The sequence below is a fragment of the Clostridium gelidum genome (assembly GCF_019977655.1).
Lineage (GTDB): Bacteria > Bacillota > Clostridia > Clostridiales > Clostridiaceae > Clostridium > Clostridium gelidum.
The window spans coordinates 165,001-183,748 of the sequence record NZ_AP024849.1; the positions used below are offsets into that span (position 1 = coordinate 165,001).

Here is an 18,748-nt window from a genome sequence, read left to right on the forward strand (position 1 = left end):
CTGATTCCATGCTTCCAAGAAAAGCATCTAGAAAGAGAAGTAGTGCCCGTACCGCAAACCGACACAGGTAGATGAGGAGAGAATCCTAAGGCCGACGGAAGAATTGCAGTTAAGGAACTAGGCAAATTGACCCCGTAACTTCGGGAGAAGGGGTGCCTGAGAAATCAGGCCGCAGAGAATAGGCACAAGCAACTGTTTAACAAAAACACAGGTCTCTGCTAAAGCGTAAGCTGATGTATAGGGGCTGACGCCTGCCCGGTGCTGGAAGGTTAAGGGGAATGCTTAGCACGTAAGTGCGAAGGTGTGAACTTAAGCCCCAGTAAACGGCGGCCGTAACTATAACGGTCCTAAGGTAGCGAAATTCCTTGTCAGGTAAGTTCTGACCCGCACGAATGGCGTAATGACTTGTGCACTGTCTCAACTGCAAATCCGGCGAAGTTGTAGTGCGAGTGAAGATGCTCGCTACCCGCGATTGGACGGAAAGACCCCGTAGAGCTTTACTGTAGCTTAGCATTGAATTTCGGTATTGTCTGTACAGGATAGGTGGGAGACTGGGAAATCAGAGCGTTAGCTTTGGTGGAGTCGTTGTTGGGATACCACCCTGATAGTATTGAAGTTCTAACTGGATGCCATGAAACTGGTGACAGGACATTGTTAGGTGGGCAGTTTGACTGGGGCGGTCGCCTCCTAAAATGTAACGGAGGCGCCCAAAGGTTCCCTCAGAACGGTCGGAAATCGTTCGTAGAGTGCAAAGGCATAAGGGAGCCTGACTGCGAGACCTACAAGTCGAGCAGGGACGAAAGTCGGGCTTAGTGATCCGGTGGTACCTCGTGGGAGGGCCATCGCTCAACGGATAAAAGCTACCTCGGGGATAACAGGCTGATCTCCCCCAAGAGTTCACATCGACGGGGAGGTTTGGCACCTCGATGTCGGCTCGTCGCATCCTGGGGCTGAAGTAGGTCCCAAGGGTTGGGCTGTTCGCCCATTAAAGCGGCACGCGAGCTGGGTTCAGAACGTCGTGAGACAGTTCGGTCCCTATCCGTCGCGGGCGTAGGAAATTTGAGAGGAGCTGTCCTTAGTACGAGAGGACCGGGATGGACTGACCTATGGTGTACCAGTTGTTTCGCCAGAAGCATAGCTGGGTAGCTAAGTCGGGAATGGATAAACGCTGAAAGCATCTAAGTGTGAAGCCAACCTCAAGATGAGATTTCCCATAGCGTAAGCTAGTAAGACCCCTTGAAGACTACAAGGTTGATAGGTCAGAGGTGTAAGTATGGTAACATATTTAGCTGACTGATACTAATAGGTCGAGGGCTTGACCAATTATTTAATCAAGTTGTAAAATATACATTAATTCTATATGCAATTTTGAAAGAACATTCTTTCAAAGAAAAACAAGTTCTAACGAATTTGCATAAGTTCATTCACAACCAAATCATAGATTTGGGAATTCACTTAATCTCGTGACGATGGCATAGAGGTAACACTCCTTCCCATTCCGAACAGGACAGTTAAGGTCTATTACGCTGATGGTACTGCATGGGTGACTGTGTGGGAGAGTAGGAAGTTGCGAGGTAAGATGGCTCGATAGCTCAGTCGGTAGAGCAGAGGACTGAAAATCCTCGTGTCACTGGTTCGATTCCAGTTCGAGCCACCATAAATGGCGCTATAGCCAAGTGGTAAGGCAGAGGTCTGCAAAACCTTTACCCCCAGTTCAAATCTGGGTGGCGCCTCCAAAAGAAACCTTGAAATGTATATTTCAAGGTTTTTTTATTATACCTGGAATATAATAAATTATATTTTATTGTAATTTAAAAACATATAAAATGTATCCTATAAAGTAGAAAATTAAAATAAGTCTACTCTATGGGGTACATTTTACTTAAACATATCCTTTTTATATAATATAAAGGCCACAAGGCCACATAGTCCAAAAGTTAATCCCATAACTATTAAAAATCCACTTTCATTATCCATAGATATTGGCAATTTTATATTCATTCCGAATATTCCACCGATAATAGTAGGTATTGCCATAAGTATTGTAACTGATGCAAGAACTTTCATCACTATATTTAGATTATTAGATATTACAGAAGCAAAAAAATCCATTGTACTAGCTAATATGTTACTATAGATTTCAGTCATTTCAATGGCTTGTTTATTTTCAATTATAACATCTTCTAAAACATCTTTATCTTCTTCATATTTTTGCATTAGCTCTAATTTTAACATTTTTTCTAATGTGAGTTCATTAGCTTTTAATGATGTAGAGAAGTAAACAAGAGATTTCTCTAAAGAATGTAATTGAATAAGTTCTCTATTTTTCATTGATTTATGAAGTCTTTTTTCAATCATTAAACTCTTTTTATCAATTTGTCGTAAGTATAATAAGTAATATGTTGATATTCTACTTAAGATTTGTAATGTAAATCTTGATTTTTTGAATGTATAAAAAGATTTAATTTTATCATTAGTAAAATCAGTCAATATTTTACTGTTTTTTAGACATACAGTTATTAATTGTTTATCAGTATGTATTATTGCTAATGGATATGTATCATAGGTTAACGAGTTATCTTCCATTTCTGTAAAAGGAATATCGACTATTATTAATATTGCATCATCTTCAATATCAATACGTGAAGTTTCTTCATCATCTAATGCTGCTTTCAGAAATTCAAGATCAACTCCTGTTTTTTTTGACATTAATATTAATTCTTCATCAGATGGGGCAACTATATTTATCCAAGATCCATTTTCTATTGTATCTAGTGCCTTTAAAGTTGGCTTGAATTCACTTTGACTTTTATAAATTTGAATCAATTTACAACACCTCCTAAACAGTTCAACTAATATTATACTATTATAAGGGGTTTGTAAACATAAAGTAATGGCCATTATTTGAACTAATAATTATTAGTTTACTATTAAGTATATTAAGTATATAAAAAATAAAGAGGATCTTTTCTTTGCTAATTTTCTTTAGAAAGATAATGGCCAAAGAAAAGCCTATGAAGATATAAATTAGTTCATAGGCTCATAGTTCTTTAATATAAAGTTTATAATTTAATTATTTATAGTGCTGAAAAATTCAGATTTAACTTCATTAAGTAAAGATTTATTTTCTATTAAATCAATAGCTGTTGAGGCTAATGAGGTAGCTGCAATAGTACATTGCTTTAGAGAAAATGGTGATATTGTTGCTTTCGCAAATTCTAAAGTTCCGTATTTGATATTATCATTTTCTGTTATAGATATATATGGATGTATACATGGAACTTTATGACTTACATCACCAAGGCTTAGTCCTGCATATATATCTTTTGGAGAGTTAATATTTATTATTCCATTTTCTTTTAAATTATGGCTAAACAATCTATTTAAAGTACGGTTTGTAACTAACTCCCTACTTGGAGACTCATATAAGAAAAATGTATTGGGGATGCCTATTAATTTGGTTACATAATTTGCAATGTTTCTTATTTTATCATAAGCATAGTTAGCAGTTTTTGTATCAGATGCACGAATACAAAGTTTGATTTCAGAATTTGATGGCAATAATAATGTAGTATATCCTCCATTTGAGATAATTGAGTTTATTTCTAAGTTATTAGGGAAACCTTTTTTTATAGAATTTAAAATATTAATAGTTAGCAAAACTGCATCTAGGGAGGTGTAATCTTTTTTATTTAAGAAACTCAATTTACTTTCACTCTCAAATTTAAGTCCTAATGGAATAATTGCTGATGATGAACCACTTTCACAAGTAGAAATATCAGGATGAGCTAGCATTACTACATCTATATCATCAAATACGCCCTGTTTAACCATAGTTCCTTTAGTTCCACCTAAATATTCACCAGGACAACCTATTAATATTACAGATCCTCCAAGGGTATCTATAACATTTCCTAAAGCTAATGCAGCTGCGACAGACATAGTAGCAACCAAGTTATGCCCTGTAATATGGCCTTCATCTTTTATAGCATCATATTCACAAAGGTAACAAATTTTTGGATGACCTACTCCCTTCTTAGCTATAAAAGCATTTTTAATATTTAAAAAGTTTTCTTCAATTTCAAAATTATATTTATATAATAAATCACAAATATATTTAGAAGCATTAAACTCATTATAACTTGCTTCGGGATTCTCATATAAATAAGTACATAAATTTTTAATATCATCACTACAAGTAGATAAAAAAGAAATAATTTTTTGTTTCATAAATTTAATTTATTACTCAAAACTTACAAAAGAAAAATACTAAATTATAGATATATAGTACATGTTTTGTTTGGTTTTACAGTAAGTTCTCCTTTCTTCTTATTATTTTTATTGTTAGAATGTTTATTAATGGAGACGTTTGTTTCATTATTTATTATTGTTACCAAGAATTTAAAAAATATCTATGTAGCAAATAAATTATTCACACTTATTATTTGTATTAAAAGTAGCTTATATGGGAATAATTGTATAAGAATTACAAATATAAGGGGGAAAGTACATGAAAAATTTAAATAAATCATGTTTCATATGTGGAGCAACGGATTGTGATGGTATAATATTGAATGGGGAAAAGATTTGCAAAGCATGTGAAGAGAAAATTGTGAATACAAATATAATCAATCCAGATTATGATATTTATAAAGATCGTATTAAAATAATTTTATTTAATCAACATGTGTAGGCACATTCAAAAAATAGCAAATCAGTATGCTAGTCTATTTTGAGTATTTGACTTGTTATTTGATGTGCCTTGAGGGTGAATTATTTAAACATTCTTAATAGTGAGGTAGTTATTATGAAAAAAGGTTTATTTATAGTTTTTGAAGGCGGAGAAGGCACCGGAAAAACAACGGCAATTGATGAAATATATAATTGGATTATAGAAAATAATTTTAAGTGTATAAAGACCAGAGAACCTGGAGGAATTAATATATCAGAACAAATAAGACAAGTTATCTTGAATAAAGAAAATAAGACTATGGATGGAAGAACGGAAGCTTTGCTTTATGCAGCTGCAAGGAGACAACATCTTGTAGAAAAAGTAATACCAGCATTAGAAGAAGGTTCAATAATTCTTTGTGATAGATTTATAGATTCTTCTCTTGCATATCAAGGTTACGCAAGGAAATTAGGCATTGAAGAAGTTATGAGTATAAATAGATTTGCAATTGGAGAATATATGCCTGATTTATCGATATTGTTTGATCTTGATCCTAAAATTGGGTTAGAAAGAATTAGTAGCAATGAACACAGAGAAATAAATAGATTGGATTTAGAAAAAATAGATTTTCATGAAAGGGTTAGGGCGGGATACAATGTTGTTTATGAAAAAAATAAAGATAGAATCATAAAAATAGATGCAGAAAAATCAAAGGAAAATGTAATTAATCAAATAAAAAATATATTAAAGCCTATAATATGGACAAATATAAAGTAAATGATAAAAAAAGCTTCTATTTGTGGTAAAATAATAGATAGTAAATTATTTTATTTAAGGGTGGGAATTATAATGAAGTTGATAATTGCAATTGTTCAAGATGAGGATTCAACAGAGGTTATAGAGGCTTTAACAGAACAAAATTATAGAGTTACAAAGTTAGCAACAACAGGAGGATTTCTTAAGTCAGGGAATACTACGCTAATGGTGGGTATTGAAGAAGAAAAGGTGCAGTCTGTTATTGATGTAGTTAAGGAAATATGCAAAAAGAGAAAAGAAACATTAGTTACACCAACTATTTTAGGTGGTAGTGAAGGCGGATATATGCAACAATATCCTGTACAGATTAGTGTAGGAGGTGCTACTATATTTGTAATTGATGTAGATCAATTTGTGAAAATATAATATCAAGGAGAGATAGGCATTGAGAAAAATAATTGGGCATAAAAGTATTATTGATAGTATAAATAATAGGAATTTAAATGACTCATTTTCTCATGCCAATTTAATCGTTGGAAATGATGGTATTGGAAAGAGCATAATAGGTAAGTATCTATCAAATCAAATTATAAAAGTAAGAGACAGTGCAGAGAGTGTTGATATTGTAAAATATTATCCGTCTTCTAGTTCTTTTGGCGTTGATGATGTTAGGAATATAATAAATGAGGTTGGTAAAAAACCTTATGAGGGTGACAAAAAGGTCTTGATATTATATAAATGTGATAAATTAACAACGCAGGCTCAAAATGCATTACTTAAAACTATTGAAGAACCTCCCAAAGGAGTATATTTAATATTATTGAGTGACTCTTTAGAAGCAATTTTAGATACTATAAAATCTCGTTGCCAAATATATAAATTAACGCCATTAACAAAAGAAGAGATTTTAATTTATATTAAAGATAAATATATTAATTTAACTTCAGAAGATGAAAAAGCTGCGCTAGCATATAGTGCAGGTATACCAGGAAAAGTCGATAGGTTTATAGATGATAAAAATTTAAAAAACTTAAGAGATATATGTATAGAATTATTTGAAGATATTTTAAATAGGGAACAAGGAATCGTATTAAAATATGGAGAGCTGCTAAAGAATTTAAAAGATGATAAAATTGAGCTGTTGAATATACTTTTATCATATATACGAGATATTATGCTATTTAAAGAGCTTAATAATAGCGAAATTATTGTTAATTTTGATAAAGTAGATAAAATAAAGAATATATCAAGAGGAGTGTCTTATAAAAAGTTAAATAATATGTTAGAATACATAACAGAAGCTAGAATAAATTTAAATAGCAATACAAACTATTCAATGACCATAAGTGTTTTGCTTATGGGATTTGCGGAGGTATAATTAATGATAAATGTTATAGGAGTAAGATTTAAACAGGCCGGAAAAATCTATTATTTTAGCCCAGCAGAATTTCTAATTAAAAAAGGAAACTATGTAATAGTGGAAACTGCTAGAGGTGTAGAATTTGGCGAATGTGTTATAGGAATTAAAGAAATAAAGGAAGAAGAAATAGTATCATCACTAAAAAGTGTTATTCGAATTGCTGATGAAAAGGATATTAATAAGCATAAAGAAAATAAAAATAAAGAAAAAGATGCATTGGATATATGTTTAGAGAAAATCAAAGAACACAAGATAGATATGAAATTAATAGATGTAGAATATACGTTTGATAATCATAAAGTCATATTTTATTTTACAGCAGATGGTAGAGTTGATTTTAGAGAGTTAGTTAAGGATTTAGCTACTATATTCAAGACTAGAATAGAATTAAGACAAATAGGGGTACGGGATGAAGCTAAGATGATTGGCGGACTTGGACCATGTGGAAGAACTATGTGTTGTTCTACTTTTTTAGGAGATTTTGCATCAGTATCTATAAAGATGGCTAAGGAACAAAATCTTTCATTAAATCCAACTAAAATATCTGGAATATGTGGAAGATTAATGTGTTGCTTAAATTATGAGCAAACAACATATGAAGATATAAGAAAGAGGTTGCCTAAAGTAGGGTCTATTGTTAAAACTGAAGAAGGAAATGGAGAAGTTATTGGTAATTCAATAGTTAAAGAAATTGTCAAAGTTAAGATTAGAAGAGGCGATGAAGAAGTTGTTGAAGCATTTAAGATAACAGATATAGAACTTGTTTCAGGAAAATATGAAGATACAATTGACGAAAGTAATATTAGGATAATAGCTGAATCAGAAGAAGATAAAAAACTAATGAAAAATCTTATTAAGGAAAAATAGGAGAATTTCTATAAAATCTGCTATTAAGATTTCTAATATATAATTTCATAAGGATACTACAATAATTAGAGATTTTATTTCTAATTATTCTGGAATAATAGCTAGTGAAATATTATTAACTAGGAAAGAAATAACATTAATATATAATGAACCCTTTTTTATATTGAAAAGATTATTGATTCCATGGGAGATTTAAGATATATAAGAATATAATTCTAACCCATAAAACTTTAGTATGAAAAAATAAGTTAACTAAGTCACAAAATACTTTTAAAACATCAGAATACATGTTAAAATGTAAGAGGTTAATTACTACAATTTATTAGGAGGTGTTCTAAAAATGGCATTTGTTATTAATGATTCATGTGTTAGTTGTGGAGCGTGTGCTGGAGAATGTCCAGTTAACGCTATAACTCAAGGAGATACTCTATTCGTTATTGATGCAGATACTTGTATCGATTGCGGAAGCTGTGCTAGTGTTTGCCCAGTAGGAGCTCCAAACCAAGAGTAATAAAAAGAGAGATCGTCTTAAAGACGGTCTTTTTTTCGTATATAAAAGTATGAAACCTTTTAACAGCTTATGTTAAAAGGTTTCATTGCATTAGATTAATTACAAGGTGGTGTTAATAATATACATTTAGATTTAGAAGTGAAATCTAAATCTGAAGTATCTAATATATTAGAATTAATTTTCTTTATGTTTTTCATAGATATAATGAAATTTTTTAGATCATCCAAATATAAAGATGTTTTATTAGTTTTATATTGCATAGGAATTACATATTTAGGAGATACCAACTTACAAAGATTTGCTGCTTCGAATCCATTTAAAGTAAAGTGTCCACCAATAGGTATAAGTAAAATATCAATATTTTTTAATTTTTCCAAGACTAAGGAACAAGGAATATGACCTAAATCTCCTAAATGACATAGAGAATGCATATCGTCTTTAAATATATAAATAATGTTAGGACCTCTCTTAAGACCATTACATTTATCGTGAAATGAATTAAAGCCTTCTATTTTTAAAAAGTTGATATCAAAGGTTCCAATTTTATTAAGAACTCTAGTTATAGTATTAGATTTATTTAAATATGAATCATAAAAGTGATTATGACTGATAGTTATTAAATCACATTTAGGAAAATTGTTATCATATCCGAGGTTATTGTCAAAGGGATCAATTAAAATCCTTTTACCAATGGATGTTTTTATAAGAAAACAGGAATGTCCATACCAAGTTATTTGCATAAAAAACCTCCAACAATTAAATTAAAATACTATTATATATTATTAACATTTTTAGTTATAAATAATCATAAATTTGTATTGATACTTTAAAAAATAAAAAGATTATAGTATAATAATGTAAAGTCAAAGTAAGTCAAAAACTATTATTTTGATTAAAGTTTAAGTAGGTGATATTATGGCAAGACTTTCAGATATAATAGAAGTTTTTATAAAAGAAATGTTTAATGAAAATAAAGGCAATGTAATATTTATACAAAGAAATGAATTGGCAGATCAATTTAGATGTGCACCATCTCAAATAAATTATGTATTAACAACTAGGTTTACGTACGAAAGAGGATACTTAATTGAAAGCAAAAGAGGTGGAGGAGGACATATAGCCATTAAGCAATTAGAATATGATAGTTCTAATAAAAGAGAAGAATTAATAAATCAAAGTATAGGAGATTCAATGACATATCATAATGCAAATGCTTTACTAAAGGATTTATTAGAGTCTGGAGTTATTCAATTAAGAGAATGTGAAATAATGAAAATAGCAATAAATGATAGAAGTTTAGTTAGAGTAGATAATAAGAATAAAGTAAGAGCTGATATTTTAAAGGCAATGATTATGATAATTTTATCTTAAAGGTGGGGGATATATTATGTTATGTGAAAAATGTAAAAAAAATGAGGCAAAAGTAAATTTAATTACAGTAGTAAATGGAGAAAAACATGAAATTTGGTTATGTGAAAATTGTGCAAAAGATATATCCAGTATTCCATTTTTTAGTTCAATTGCTCAAAGTGCAAACTTTCCATTTCAAGGTATGCTTACAGAAATATTATCTAATGCAGATAGTAATAAAGTTAATATAGATAATAATAAAATAAAAGAAATTGTTTGTTCAAATTGTGGATTAACTTATGACGAATTTAAAAAAACTGGTAAATTAGGATGTTCTGATTGTTATGAAGAATTTAAAGTTGTACTTGATCCTAGAATAAAAAGCTTACAAGCAGGAGTAAAACATGTAGGTAAAATGCCCAAAATGAAAGGAAAAGAATTGATTCGAAGACGAAGACTCAAAGACTTAAAAGAAGAAATGCAAAAGTTAATAGTAACTGAAGAATATGAAAGAGCAGCAATTGCAAGAGATGAGATTAAAAAATTAGAACTTTATATATTAAAGAGCAATGTTAAAGAAAAGGCAAGTATAGGGGAGGAAAATTACGATGGACAGCTTGATTCATAAAGATAGAGAAAAAGGTATAGTATTAAGTAGTAAGATATTATTAGCTAGAAATTTTAGTAATGTACCGTTTCCTAATAAATTAAATTATATAAAAGGTAGAGATAATGGTAAAAAAGTATATAGTGTACTTAAAAATGAATTAATTGATGAACAACTTACATTATATGAGATTTGGAATACAAATGAAGAATTTGGTAAACAATATTTAGAAAAAGATTTAATAACTGAAGAACTTATAAAAAATTCTGATAAAGGGTCATTTATCTTAAATAAAGAAGAAACTCTTAGCATTATGATAAATGAAAAGGATCATGTAAGGCTTCAATATATGAGCGAAGGATTAAATTTAGAAGAAGCATTTCAGAAAGCAACAAGTATTGATGATAAAATAGAAAAAAACTTTGATTATGCATTTGATGAAAATTTAGGGTATCTAACAGCATCACCAGAAAATATTGGAACTGGTATGAAAGCATCAGTAATAATACATTTACCAGCACTAACCATGAGTGAAGAGATTAAAAGCATTTCAAAGAATCTTAGTAAAATTGGGATGAGCATAAAAGGAGTGTATTTAGATGGTACGAATGTTTATGGGAATTTATATAGAATAACGAATAAGATATCATTGGGGTTAACAGAAGAGGATATTATAATCAAATTAAAAGAGGCAGTTTTGAATATAATAGTAGAAGAAAACAAATTTAGAGAAATATTACTTAGCAAGTGTAAAAATGAATTAGATGATAAGGTATATAGAGCCTATGGCATATTAAAATGTGCAATTCTTCTAGATTCTAAGGAAACTATTGAATTGTTGTCAAATGTTAGATTAGGGGCAGAACTTTCACTTATAGACATTGATAAAAATAAGTTGGATAAATTACTTATACTTACAAGCAATTCATCAATTCAAAACTATTTAGGGAGATATTTAGATGAGAAAGAAATTAAGTATGAAAGAGCAAAAATTGTAAAGAAAATATTGAATTGAAGAGAAGATAGGAGGTTTGAAGAATATGGAATATAATAAATTAACAGAAAGGGCACAAGTAGTAATTTTAGAAGCTGAAAATGAATCTGAAAAGTTTAAGCATGGATATGTTGGAACAGAGCATATGTTATTGGGTATTTTAAAAGAGGATGGATATTCAGCTGAATTATTAAAAAAACATGGAGTTGCCAGTGAAAATATTATAACAATGATACAACGGTATCTAGGATATGGTGATACCAAGAAGTCAGATGATAATATATTATTAACACCTAGAACTAAGAGATTAGTTGATGAAAGTTTTGCAGCAGCTAAAAAGTTAAACCATAAATATGTTAGTCCAGAACATATTCTGCTAGCGTTACTTAATCAAGAAGAAGGAATGGCATATACTATTTTAAAGAGCTTAAACCTTAACTTTACTAGTGTAAGTGAAGAATTACTTTTGTTTTTATCAGGAATTTATGAAGATAAGGTTAGTGATGGTAAAACAATAGAAAATAGTAAAAAACAAAGTACTCCTATGCTTGATAAATACGGTAAAGACTTAACAGCCTTATCTAAGGAACAAGGATTAGATCCTGTAATAGGAAGAGATGCAGAGACTCAAAGGTTACTAGAAATTCTTTGCAGAAGAACTAAAAATAATCCATGTTTAATTGGTGAACCTGGAGTTGGTAAAACAGCAGTAGTTGAGGGATTAGCCCAAAGAATAGTTGAAGGAAATATTCCAGAGATACTTAAAAACAAAAGGGTTATTTCTTTAGATTTAACATCTATGGTTGCAGGTGCGAAATATAGAGGGGAATTTGAAGAGAGACTTAAAAAAACCATGGAGGAAATTGTTAAAGATAAAAATATTATTATATTTATTGATGAAATCCATACGATAATTGGAGCTGGTGGAGCAGAAGGTGCTATTGATGCGTCGAATATATTAAAGCCATCTTTAGCTAGAGGCGAAATTCAATGTATTGGAGCAACAACTATTGATGAATATAGAAAATATATTGAGAAAGATTCTGCATTAGAGAGAAGATTTCAACCTATAACAGTAGGAGAGCCTTCAAAAGATGAAACTTTAGCAATTTTAAAAGGTTTAAGAGATAGATACGAAGCACATCATAGAGTTGAAATTACAGATGAGGCATTAGAAGCAGCAGTAAATTTATCAGACAGATATATAACAGATAGATTTATGCCAGATAAAGCCATTGATTTAATAGATGAAGGGGCTGCTAAAGTAAGAATACAGAACTTAACAACACCACCAGATTTAAAAGATTTAGAAGGAAAAATTGAAAATATAGATAAAGAAAAGGAAGAATCTATAAGAGTTCAAGATTTTGAAAGAGCTGCAAATCTAAGAGATAAAGAAAAATCACTTAAGGATCAATTAAAAAATATGAAAGAAAATTGGAATACTCAAAATTCAATTAAGCCGTTGATTGTGGATGCAGAAAAAATAGCTAGTGTAGTATCATCATGGACAAAGATTCCAATAGAAAAATTAACTGAATCAGAAAGTGAAAGATTATTAGATTTAGAAAGCATATTGCATAAAAGAGTTGTTGGACAGAATGAGGCTGTAAAATCTATAGCTAGAGCTGTAAGAAGGGCAAGAGTTGGAATTAAAGATCCTAATAGACCAATTGGAAGTTTTATATTTTTAGGACCAACTGGAGTTGGAAAGACTGAACTTTCGAAGGCTCTTGCAGAAGCAATGTTTGGTGATGAGAATAGTATTATAAGAGTTGATATGTCTGAGTATATGGAAAGTCATTCTGTATCTAAATTGATAGGTTCTCCACCAGGATATGTAGGACATGATGATGGTGGGCAACTTACAGAAGCTGTTAGAAGAAAACCATATTCAATAATTCTTTTAGATGAGATTGAGAAAGCTCACACGGACATATTTAATGTACTGCTTCAGATTATGGAAGATGGAAGACTTACAGATGGCAAGGGAAAGTTAGTTAATTTTAAAAATACAATAATTATAATGACTTCAAATGTTGGGGCTCATCAAATCAAAAAACAAAAGAACATAGGATTTAATAATAATAGTAATAATGATGAAACTGAATATGAAAAGATGAAGGAAAGTATATTAGAAGAATTAAAACAAAAGTTCAAACCAGAATTTTTAAATAGAATTGATGATACAATAGTATTCCATAAACTGGATGATGAAGATTTAGATAAAATAATGGATTTGATGCTTGCATCTATAAGAAAAAGACTTGAGGGTAGAGAAATCTATCTGAGTTTTGAAGATGACAGTAAAAGGTTTTTGTTAAATAAAGGAATTGATCGTGATTATGGAGCAAGACCGCTAAGAAGGCTTATTGTAAAAGAAGTAGAAGATAGATTAAGTGAAGAAATTTTACAAGGAAATATAAAAATTGGAGACAAGGTAAAAGTTAATGAATTAGAAAATAAGCTTGTTTTTAGTAAGTTAGTTAAAGAATAATATTAAAAACATAAAAATTAAGGGGTGAAGTTTCGCCTCTTAATTATTTGCTTAAAGCATTAAGTAAATAATTATGTTGAAAGAATTAATATGTTATAATCAAATTAATATTTTTTTGCAATAGAATTCTATAAATAGATAGGATATATATATTTTGATTAATTAGAGAGATCTTAAATAGTTATTAAAAAATAAAGGGAGACATTTATGAAAAAGAAAACATTATATAGGTGCTCAGGCTGTGGCTTTGAAAGTATAAAGTGGCTTGGAAAATGTCCAACATGCAATAGTTGGAATACATTGGAGGAAGTGGTTGTAGAATTAAAAAGTATGCAAACAAGAGTAAGGCAAGCTTCTAAAAAGCCAATAAAAAAACTATTAGATGTGGTTTCTAATAAAAGTGATAGAATAGTTACAGGAATAAATGAATTTGACAGAGTGATGGGCGGAGGAATTGTAAAAGATTCAATTTCAATTATAACTGCTAGGCCAGGTGCCGGAAAATCAACATTACTTCTTCAAATATCAGATGCTATAGCACAAAAAGGGTATAAAGTAATTTATGCATCTGGAGAAGAAAGTGATAGTCAAATAAAAAATAGGGCAGATAGGATTCTTGATAAAATTCATGAAAACATATGGGTAGTACAAGAAACAAGTCTTGATAATGTTTTAGATGCGGTAGAAGAAGTAGATCCTGATATGCTAATTGTAGATAGTATTCAAACATTTACGATGGAAGCTTCATTACCAGCAAGGGCAGGTTCTCCAACACAAACTATGGAATGTGCAAATGCGCTACTTCAAATAGCTAAAACTGAAAAGAGGCCAAGGGCAGTTATTGTAGTAGGACAAATGACTAAAAATGATGAACTTGCGGGATTACGGGCATTAGAACATTTAGTTGATACAGTTCTTATAATAGAAGATGACAATGATGAAGAATTGCGTGTGCTTGTAAGTTCTAAAAATAGATTTGGTAGCATTGAAAATGGATTTTTTCAAATGTGTGAAAAGGGTGTTCTCTCAATAGATAATCCATCAGAATTTTTTATGACAAAGCGTGAAGAAGGTGAAATAGTTTCTGGAAGTGCATTGACTGTAATTAAAGAAGGAACGCGAGCTATTATAACGGAGATAGAGAGTTTAGTGTCTAAAAGCTTTACTCCATATCCGACACGTATAGGAGAAACCTTAGGGAAAGACAAATTAAATACATTAATATCTATATTAGAACAACGTGGTGGTATTAATCTATATGATAAAAATGTAATTATTAAAACTACTGGTGGTATAAAGATAAGAGAACAAGGAATCAACTTAGCTGTAATAATGAGCATAGTATCATCTGTAAAGCAACAAGGTATAGAATCTAATATTGCATTCATAGCAGATGTAGGATTGACTGGTGAGCTTAAGAAAGTACCATCATTAGAGAGTAGGGTTAAAGAGCTTGAGAGGATGGGATTTAAAAAGGTTTATGTTCCAAAAGATTCATTTATAAGGGAAAGTAGTTTTAAAAAAATTCAAGTAATTGAATTAAAGACATTAATGAATGTAATAAGCCATGTATACAATCACTAAAATGGTAATTAAAATACAAAATGTATATTGCATTTTAATTTGAGAAATGTTATTGAGAGATCATAGTTATTATAGTATTATAGTTTTAGAGGCTAAATTTTAATAACTAGTTCAATGACAATATAATTAATAGGTGTAATTAATTATATGGTAGTACATAATAATAAATATAAAGAAATTACAAATAATATTTTAAGGGAAAATGGGTGAGTGTATGAGAATAGAAAAGGGAATAGGAATAAAAAATGTCTTGAAAATAATGTGCCCAGGCACTCAACTAAGGGAAGGTCTTGAAAATATACTAAGAGCTAAGACCGGTGGACTAGTAGTAATTGGGGATGACGAAGAAGTTATGAAACTAGTTGATGGTGGTTTTTATATTAATTCAGAGTATACCCCATCATATGCATATGAATTAGCTAAGATGGATGGTGCTATAGTAATAACTGGAGATTTAAAGAGAATTGTTTGTGCAAATGCGCAGTTAATACCAGATTCATCTATTCCAACTTATGAAACAGGAACTAGGCATAGAACAGCACACAGGGTAGCTAAACAAACTAATAAGGTAGTCATTGCAATTTCTCAAAGAAGAAATATAATAACTATGTATAAAGGTGATATAAAATATGTATTAAGAGAAAGTAGCATAATTCTAAGTAAGGCTAATCAAGCAATTCAAACATTAGAAAAATATGTTGCAGTACTTGAACGTGTTATTAATAATTTGAATATATTAGAATTTCAAGATTTAACAACACATTTTGATGTAGTTACTGCAATCCAAAGAACTGAAATGGTAATGAGAATAGTAGAAGAAATTAATATGTATATATTAGAGCTTGGAAATGAAGGTAGATTAATATCTATGCAGCTTAATGAATTAATTAAGCATGTAGAAAGAGATGGGATATTATTAATTAGGGATTATTGTGGGGATGAATTGCAATATAATGAAGTCTATGAACATATACAAAAGCTAAATTCATCAGAATTATCAGATTTAGATGCAATTTCAAGAGCGATAGGTCATGGTGGTATCCCTCTTATGGATACATTAATATCTCCAAAAGGATATAGAGTATTAAGTAAAGTACCAAGAATACCATCCAATGTTATTGATAATCTTATAAAAGAGTTTAAAGAATTAAGTAATATAATAGATGCTGATATAGTTGATTTAGATAATGTTGAAGGCATAGGAGAAGCTAGGGCTACTGCTATTAAAGATGGATTGAAACGCATAAAGGAACAAATATCATTAAAAAAAGCAATATATTAAAAAAGAAACTGCCTTAAAATAAAGTTATTTAGAATAGAAGATAGCTCATCTATTTTTGTTTATTATAGCTACATTTTTAGTCGGTTTTTTTATTATGTATATGAAATTATTAATTAAACTTAATAATTTATTCGTTTTAGATAAACTTATTGTATGTTATAATGATAAGGTGTAGAAAAATATTAAAAATATGATTAAAATACTATAAAAGTGTAAATAATTAGAAGGAGGTGAAGCATGTGTTAAAGAAATTGATAAGGGGGATTTTTTCTATAATTGGATTAATAATAGGATATTTTATATCTGAAATATTACTTGAAATACCCCAAATTGCTAGTTTAAATTACATTTCAACTACTGTTGCTAGAATTATATTTGTTATTATTATATGTTTTATTTTTGGACTTATATTGTATATTATTTCTCCAACCATATATAAGAATATTTCTAACTTAATTGAATATGCTGAAAAAAATATGCAAAAAATGAGCATAGCAGAAATAATTTATGGAACTGTAGGTGCTGTTATTGCTTTAATTCTTATGACATTTATTGCAAAACCAATAAGCGATATGAGCAATACCATAGGACCTATTTTATTAATTCTATTAAACATAGTAGCAGCTATAATAGGTGCAGAAATAATGATTAAGAAGAAAGATGATATAACAGCTCTTCTTGTTAATATCAAAAAGCCTGCAATCAAAGAAAAGAAAGCTAAAGATGGAGTTAAAGAGGCTGTCAAAGGGATTCCAAAAATATTAGATACATCAGTTATAATTGATGGGAGAATATTTGATATTTGTGAAACTGGATTTATTGAAGGTCCATTAGTTATACCTAATTTTGTGTTAGATGAATTAAGACATATATCAGATTCGTCAGATTCTTTAAAAAGAAACAGAGGTAGAAGAGGATTAGATATATTAAATAGAATACAAAAAGAATTAGAAATAGAAACTCAAATCGTAGATGATGACTTTCCTAAAATTGCAGAAGTTGATGCAAAGTTGTTGAAGCTTGCTCAAAAGATAGATGGAAAAGTTATAACAAATGATTATAATTTAAACAAAGTAGCCGAGTTTCAAGGAGTGCCAGTATTAAATATAAATGAATTATCAAATGCAATAAAGCCTGTTGTATTACCTGGAGAAGAAATGACTATTGATATAGTAAAGGATGGTAAGGAATCAAGTCAAGGTGTGGCTTATTTAGAGGACGGAACTATGATTGTTGTAGAAGGTGGGCGAAAGTATATAGGACAAACAACAAGTGTTATAGTAACATCAGTGCTACAAACAGCAGCAGGAAGAATGATTTTTGCAAAGCCAAAAGATAATTAAAATTAAGGAGATTTTTCCATATGGTTAGTGCAATAGTATTAGCTGGAGGGAGAGGTAAAAGAATGGGCTCTGTTCAAAGCAAACAATATATTGATTTGAATGGTAAACCCATTCTTTATTACACTCTGAAACAGTTTATAGAAAATGATTTAATAGATAAAATTGTGTTAGTAATTCCAGAAGATGAAAAGGATTATTGCAAGAATGAAGTGCTGGATAAATATGGATTGATAATTGATAGCATAGTATTTGGTGGAAAAGAAAGACAGGATTCTGTATATAATGCTTTAGTTCAATTGGAAGGTTCAGATATAGTATTAATTCATGATGGGGCAAGACCCTTTGCATCACAAAGAATAATAAATGATGCTATTAAATATGCTAAGATTTATAAAGCTGCAGCACCAGGAGTAATGCCTAAAGATACTATAAAAGTTAAAGATGAAAAAAATTTTTCGGTAGATACATTAATCAGAAATAATCTTGTTGCAATTCAAACACCTCAAGCTTTCGATTTTAATATTATATATGAATGCCATAAGAAAGTTAAAGGAAGAGGAATTATTGTTACAGACGATACTATGGTGGTAGAGCTTTTTGGGAATAAGGTTTACATTTATGAAGGTGATTATACGAATATAAAAATAACAACACAAGAAGATTTGATTTTGGCAGAGTATTTAGTAAAAAAGTAGTACAATGATAATATATTGACAGGAAAAATTCAAGAAGTTATAATTAATTAAAATAAAGTTAAACTTGATTCAGGTGAGTAATCCTCATCTGGGTCTTAGTTGAACTTATAACCTCAAGGGTCACAATGTCCAGGAGCGTGTATCAGGGTTAGCTCTACTTAAAGAAGTTG

The 18,748-nt window shown here is 30.0% G+C and carries 17 protein-coding genes, 2 tRNA genes and 2 rRNA genes (1 of these 21 cut by a window edge); 18 read left to right on the forward strand and 3 right to left on the reverse strand.

What is annotated here, in order from left to right; translation table 11 throughout:
* The 4 genes from psyc5s11_RS00770 to psyc5s11_RS00785 all read left to right on the forward strand — a co-directional run.
* Positions 1 to 1,323: ribosomal RNA gene (locus psyc5s11_RS00770) — 23S ribosomal RNA — on the forward strand (it extends 1,589 nt beyond the left edge of the window).
* Between the two features lie 136 nt (positions 1,324 to 1,459).
* A 5S ribosomal RNA gene (gene rrf / locus psyc5s11_RS00775) occupies positions 1,460 to 1,576 on the forward strand.
* Between the two features lie 5 nt (positions 1,577 to 1,581).
* Positions 1,582 to 1,657, forward strand: a tRNA-Phe gene (locus psyc5s11_RS00780).
* Positions 1,658 to 1,662: 5 nt separating this feature from the next.
* Positions 1,663 to 1,736: transfer RNA gene (locus psyc5s11_RS00785), tRNA-Cys, on the forward strand.
* Positions 1,737 to 1,878: 142 nt separating this feature from the next.
* On the opposite strand, the gene psyc5s11_RS00790 is transcribed toward psyc5s11_RS00785, so the two are convergent.
* Together psyc5s11_RS00790 and psyc5s11_RS00795 are read right to left on the reverse strand one after the other, a co-directional pair.
* A complete protein-coding gene (locus psyc5s11_RS00790) occupies positions 1,879 to 2,826 on the reverse strand; it encodes a magnesium transporter CorA family protein (protein WP_224035778.1) in 948 nt (315 codons plus the stop codon).
* Positions 2,827 to 3,069: 243 nt separating this feature from the next.
* On the reverse strand, positions 3,070 to 4,230 hold the full coding sequence (locus psyc5s11_RS00795) for a zinc-binding metallopeptidase family protein (RefSeq protein WP_224035779.1): 1,161 nt from the start codon (positions 4,228 to 4,230) through the stop codon (positions 3,070 to 3,072).
* Positions 4,231 to 4,510: 280 nt separating this feature from the next.
* On the opposite strand from psyc5s11_RS00795, the gene psyc5s11_RS00800 reads away from it, so the two are divergent.
* The 6 genes from psyc5s11_RS00800 (at position 4,511) to psyc5s11_RS00825 (ending at position 8,226) form a co-directional block, all read left to right on the forward strand.
* A complete protein-coding gene (locus psyc5s11_RS00800; RefSeq protein ID WP_224035780.1) occupies positions 4,511 to 4,693 on the forward strand; it encodes a sigma factor G inhibitor Gin in 183 nt (60 codons plus the stop codon).
* A gap of 114 nt (positions 4,694 to 4,807) precedes the next feature.
* Positions 4,808 to 5,449, forward strand: a complete 642-nt coding sequence (gene tmk / locus psyc5s11_RS00805) for a dTMP kinase (RefSeq protein ID WP_224035781.1) — start codon at positions 4,808 to 4,810, stop codon at positions 5,447 to 5,449.
* 72 nt (positions 5,450 to 5,521) lie between these two features.
* Entirely contained in the window at positions 5,522 to 5,854 is a 333-nt protein-coding gene (locus psyc5s11_RS00810) for a cyclic-di-AMP receptor (RefSeq protein WP_224035782.1), read from the forward strand.
* 19 nt (positions 5,855 to 5,873) lie between these two features.
* Positions 5,874 to 6,806: a DNA polymerase III subunit delta' gene (locus tag psyc5s11_RS00815; RefSeq protein WP_224035783.1), complete on the forward strand. Its 933-nt coding sequence runs from the start codon at positions 5,874 to 5,876 to the stop codon at positions 6,804 to 6,806.
* Positions 6,807 to 6,809: 3 nt separating this feature from the next.
* Positions 6,810 to 7,715, forward strand: a complete 906-nt coding sequence (locus psyc5s11_RS00820) for a PSP1 domain-containing protein (RefSeq protein WP_224035784.1) — start codon at positions 6,810 to 6,812, stop codon at positions 7,713 to 7,715.
* Between the two features lie 340 nt (positions 7,716 to 8,055).
* Entirely contained in the window at positions 8,056 to 8,226 is a 171-nt protein-coding gene (locus psyc5s11_RS00825) for a DUF362 domain-containing protein (protein WP_224035785.1), read from the forward strand.
* Between the two features lie 95 nt (positions 8,227 to 8,321).
* Here the strand turns inward: psyc5s11_RS00825 and psyc5s11_RS00830 are convergent, their stop codons facing one another.
* Complete coding sequence (locus tag psyc5s11_RS00830; protein WP_224035786.1) at positions 8,322 to 8,966, reverse strand: MBL fold metallo-hydrolase; 645 nt, start codon at positions 8,964 to 8,966, stop codon at positions 8,322 to 8,324.
* Between the two features lie 175 nt (positions 8,967 to 9,141).
* On the opposite strand from psyc5s11_RS00830, the gene psyc5s11_RS00835 reads away from it, so the two are divergent.
* The 8 genes from psyc5s11_RS00835 (at position 9,142) to ispD (ending at position 18,578) form a co-directional block, all read left to right on the forward strand.
* Complete coding sequence (locus psyc5s11_RS00835) at positions 9,142 to 9,597, forward strand: CtsR family transcriptional regulator (protein ID WP_224035787.1); 456 nt, start codon at positions 9,142 to 9,144, stop codon at positions 9,595 to 9,597.
* A gap of 16 nt (positions 9,598 to 9,613) precedes the next feature.
* Positions 9,614 to 10,204 carry a UvrB/UvrC motif-containing protein gene (locus psyc5s11_RS00840; protein ID WP_224035788.1) on the forward strand — a complete coding sequence of 197 codons (591 nt, stop codon included), beginning with the start codon at positions 9,614 to 9,616 and terminating at the stop codon, positions 10,202 to 10,204.
* Positions 10,185 to 11,198 (forward strand): protein arginine kinase, encoded by a 1,014-nt coding sequence (locus psyc5s11_RS00845; RefSeq protein WP_224035789.1) that lies wholly within the window; start codon positions 10,185 to 10,187, stop codon positions 11,196 to 11,198. The genes psyc5s11_RS00840 and psyc5s11_RS00845 overlap by 20 nt, the downstream gene beginning before the upstream one ends.
* A gap of 25 nt (positions 11,199 to 11,223) precedes the next feature.
* The gene (locus tag psyc5s11_RS00850; protein WP_224035790.1) at positions 11,224 to 13,674 is read left to right on the forward strand and encodes an ATP-dependent Clp protease ATP-binding subunit; all 2,451 of its coding nucleotides are present in this window, start codon (positions 11,224 to 11,226) and stop codon (positions 13,672 to 13,674) included.
* 207 nt (positions 13,675 to 13,881) lie between these two features.
* Positions 13,882 to 15,258, forward strand: a complete 1,377-nt coding sequence (radA, locus tag psyc5s11_RS00855) for a DNA repair protein RadA (protein ID WP_224035791.1) — start codon at positions 13,882 to 13,884, stop codon at positions 15,256 to 15,258.
* Positions 15,259 to 15,472: 214 nt separating this feature from the next.
* On the forward strand, positions 15,473 to 16,540 hold the full coding sequence (gene disA, locus psyc5s11_RS00860) for a DNA integrity scanning diadenylate cyclase DisA (RefSeq protein WP_224035792.1): 1,068 nt from the start codon (positions 15,473 to 15,475) through the stop codon (positions 16,538 to 16,540).
* A 239-nt stretch (positions 16,541 to 16,779) separates the two neighbouring features.
* Positions 16,780 to 17,883 (forward strand): PIN/TRAM domain-containing protein, encoded by a 1,104-nt coding sequence (locus tag psyc5s11_RS00865; RefSeq protein ID WP_224035793.1) that lies wholly within the window; start codon positions 16,780 to 16,782, stop codon positions 17,881 to 17,883.
* A gap of 20 nt (positions 17,884 to 17,903) precedes the next feature.
* Entirely contained in the window at positions 17,904 to 18,578 is a 675-nt protein-coding gene (gene ispD / locus psyc5s11_RS00870; protein WP_224035794.1) for a 2-C-methyl-D-erythritol 4-phosphate cytidylyltransferase, read from the forward strand.
* The last annotated feature ends 170 nt before the right edge of the window (positions 18,579 to 18,748 follow it).

Bases quoted from the DNA above. Each gene is read 5' to 3' on its own strand.
- ispD (WP_224035794.1), top strand. From the start codon at position 17,904: ATGGTTAGTGCAATAGTATTAGCTGGAGGGAGAGGTAAAAGAATGGGC.
- radA (WP_224035791.1), top strand. From the start codon at position 13,882: ATGAAAAAGAAAACATTATATAGGTGCTCAGGCTGTGGCTTTGAAAGT.
- disA (WP_224035792.1), top strand. From the start codon at position 15,473: ATGAGAATAGAAAAGGGAATAGGAATAAAAAATGTCTTGAAAATAATG.
- psyc5s11_RS00795 (WP_224035779.1), bottom strand. From the start codon at position 4,230: ATGAAACAAAAAATTATTTCTTTTTTATCTACTTGTAGTGATGATATT.
- tmk (WP_224035781.1), top strand. From the start codon at position 4,808: ATGAAAAAAGGTTTATTTATAGTTTTTGAAGGCGGAGAAGGCACCGGA.
- psyc5s11_RS00835 (WP_224035787.1), top strand. From the start codon at position 9,142: ATGGCAAGACTTTCAGATATAATAGAAGTTTTTATAAAAGAAATGTTT.
- psyc5s11_RS00845 (WP_224035789.1), top strand. From the start codon at position 10,185: ATGGACAGCTTGATTCATAAAGATAGAGAAAAAGGTATAGTATTAAGT.
- psyc5s11_RS00850 (WP_224035790.1), top strand. From the start codon at position 11,224: ATGGAATATAATAAATTAACAGAAAGGGCACAAGTAGTAATTTTAGAA.
- psyc5s11_RS00830 (WP_224035786.1), bottom strand. From the start codon at position 8,966: ATGCAAATAACTTGGTATGGACATTCCTGTTTTCTTATAAAAACATCC.
- psyc5s11_RS00825 (WP_224035785.1), top strand. From the start codon at position 8,056: ATGGCATTTGTTATTAATGATTCATGTGTTAGTTGTGGAGCGTGTGCT.
- psyc5s11_RS00800 (WP_224035780.1), top strand. From the start codon at position 4,511: ATGAAAAATTTAAATAAATCATGTTTCATATGTGGAGCAACGGATTGT.
- psyc5s11_RS00840 (WP_224035788.1), top strand. From the start codon at position 9,614: ATGTTATGTGAAAAATGTAAAAAAAATGAGGCAAAAGTAAATTTAATT.
- psyc5s11_RS00810 (WP_224035782.1), top strand. From the start codon at position 5,522: ATGAAGTTGATAATTGCAATTGTTCAAGATGAGGATTCAACAGAGGTT.
- psyc5s11_RS00820 (WP_224035784.1), top strand. From the start codon at position 6,810: ATGATAAATGTTATAGGAGTAAGATTTAAACAGGCCGGAAAAATCTAT.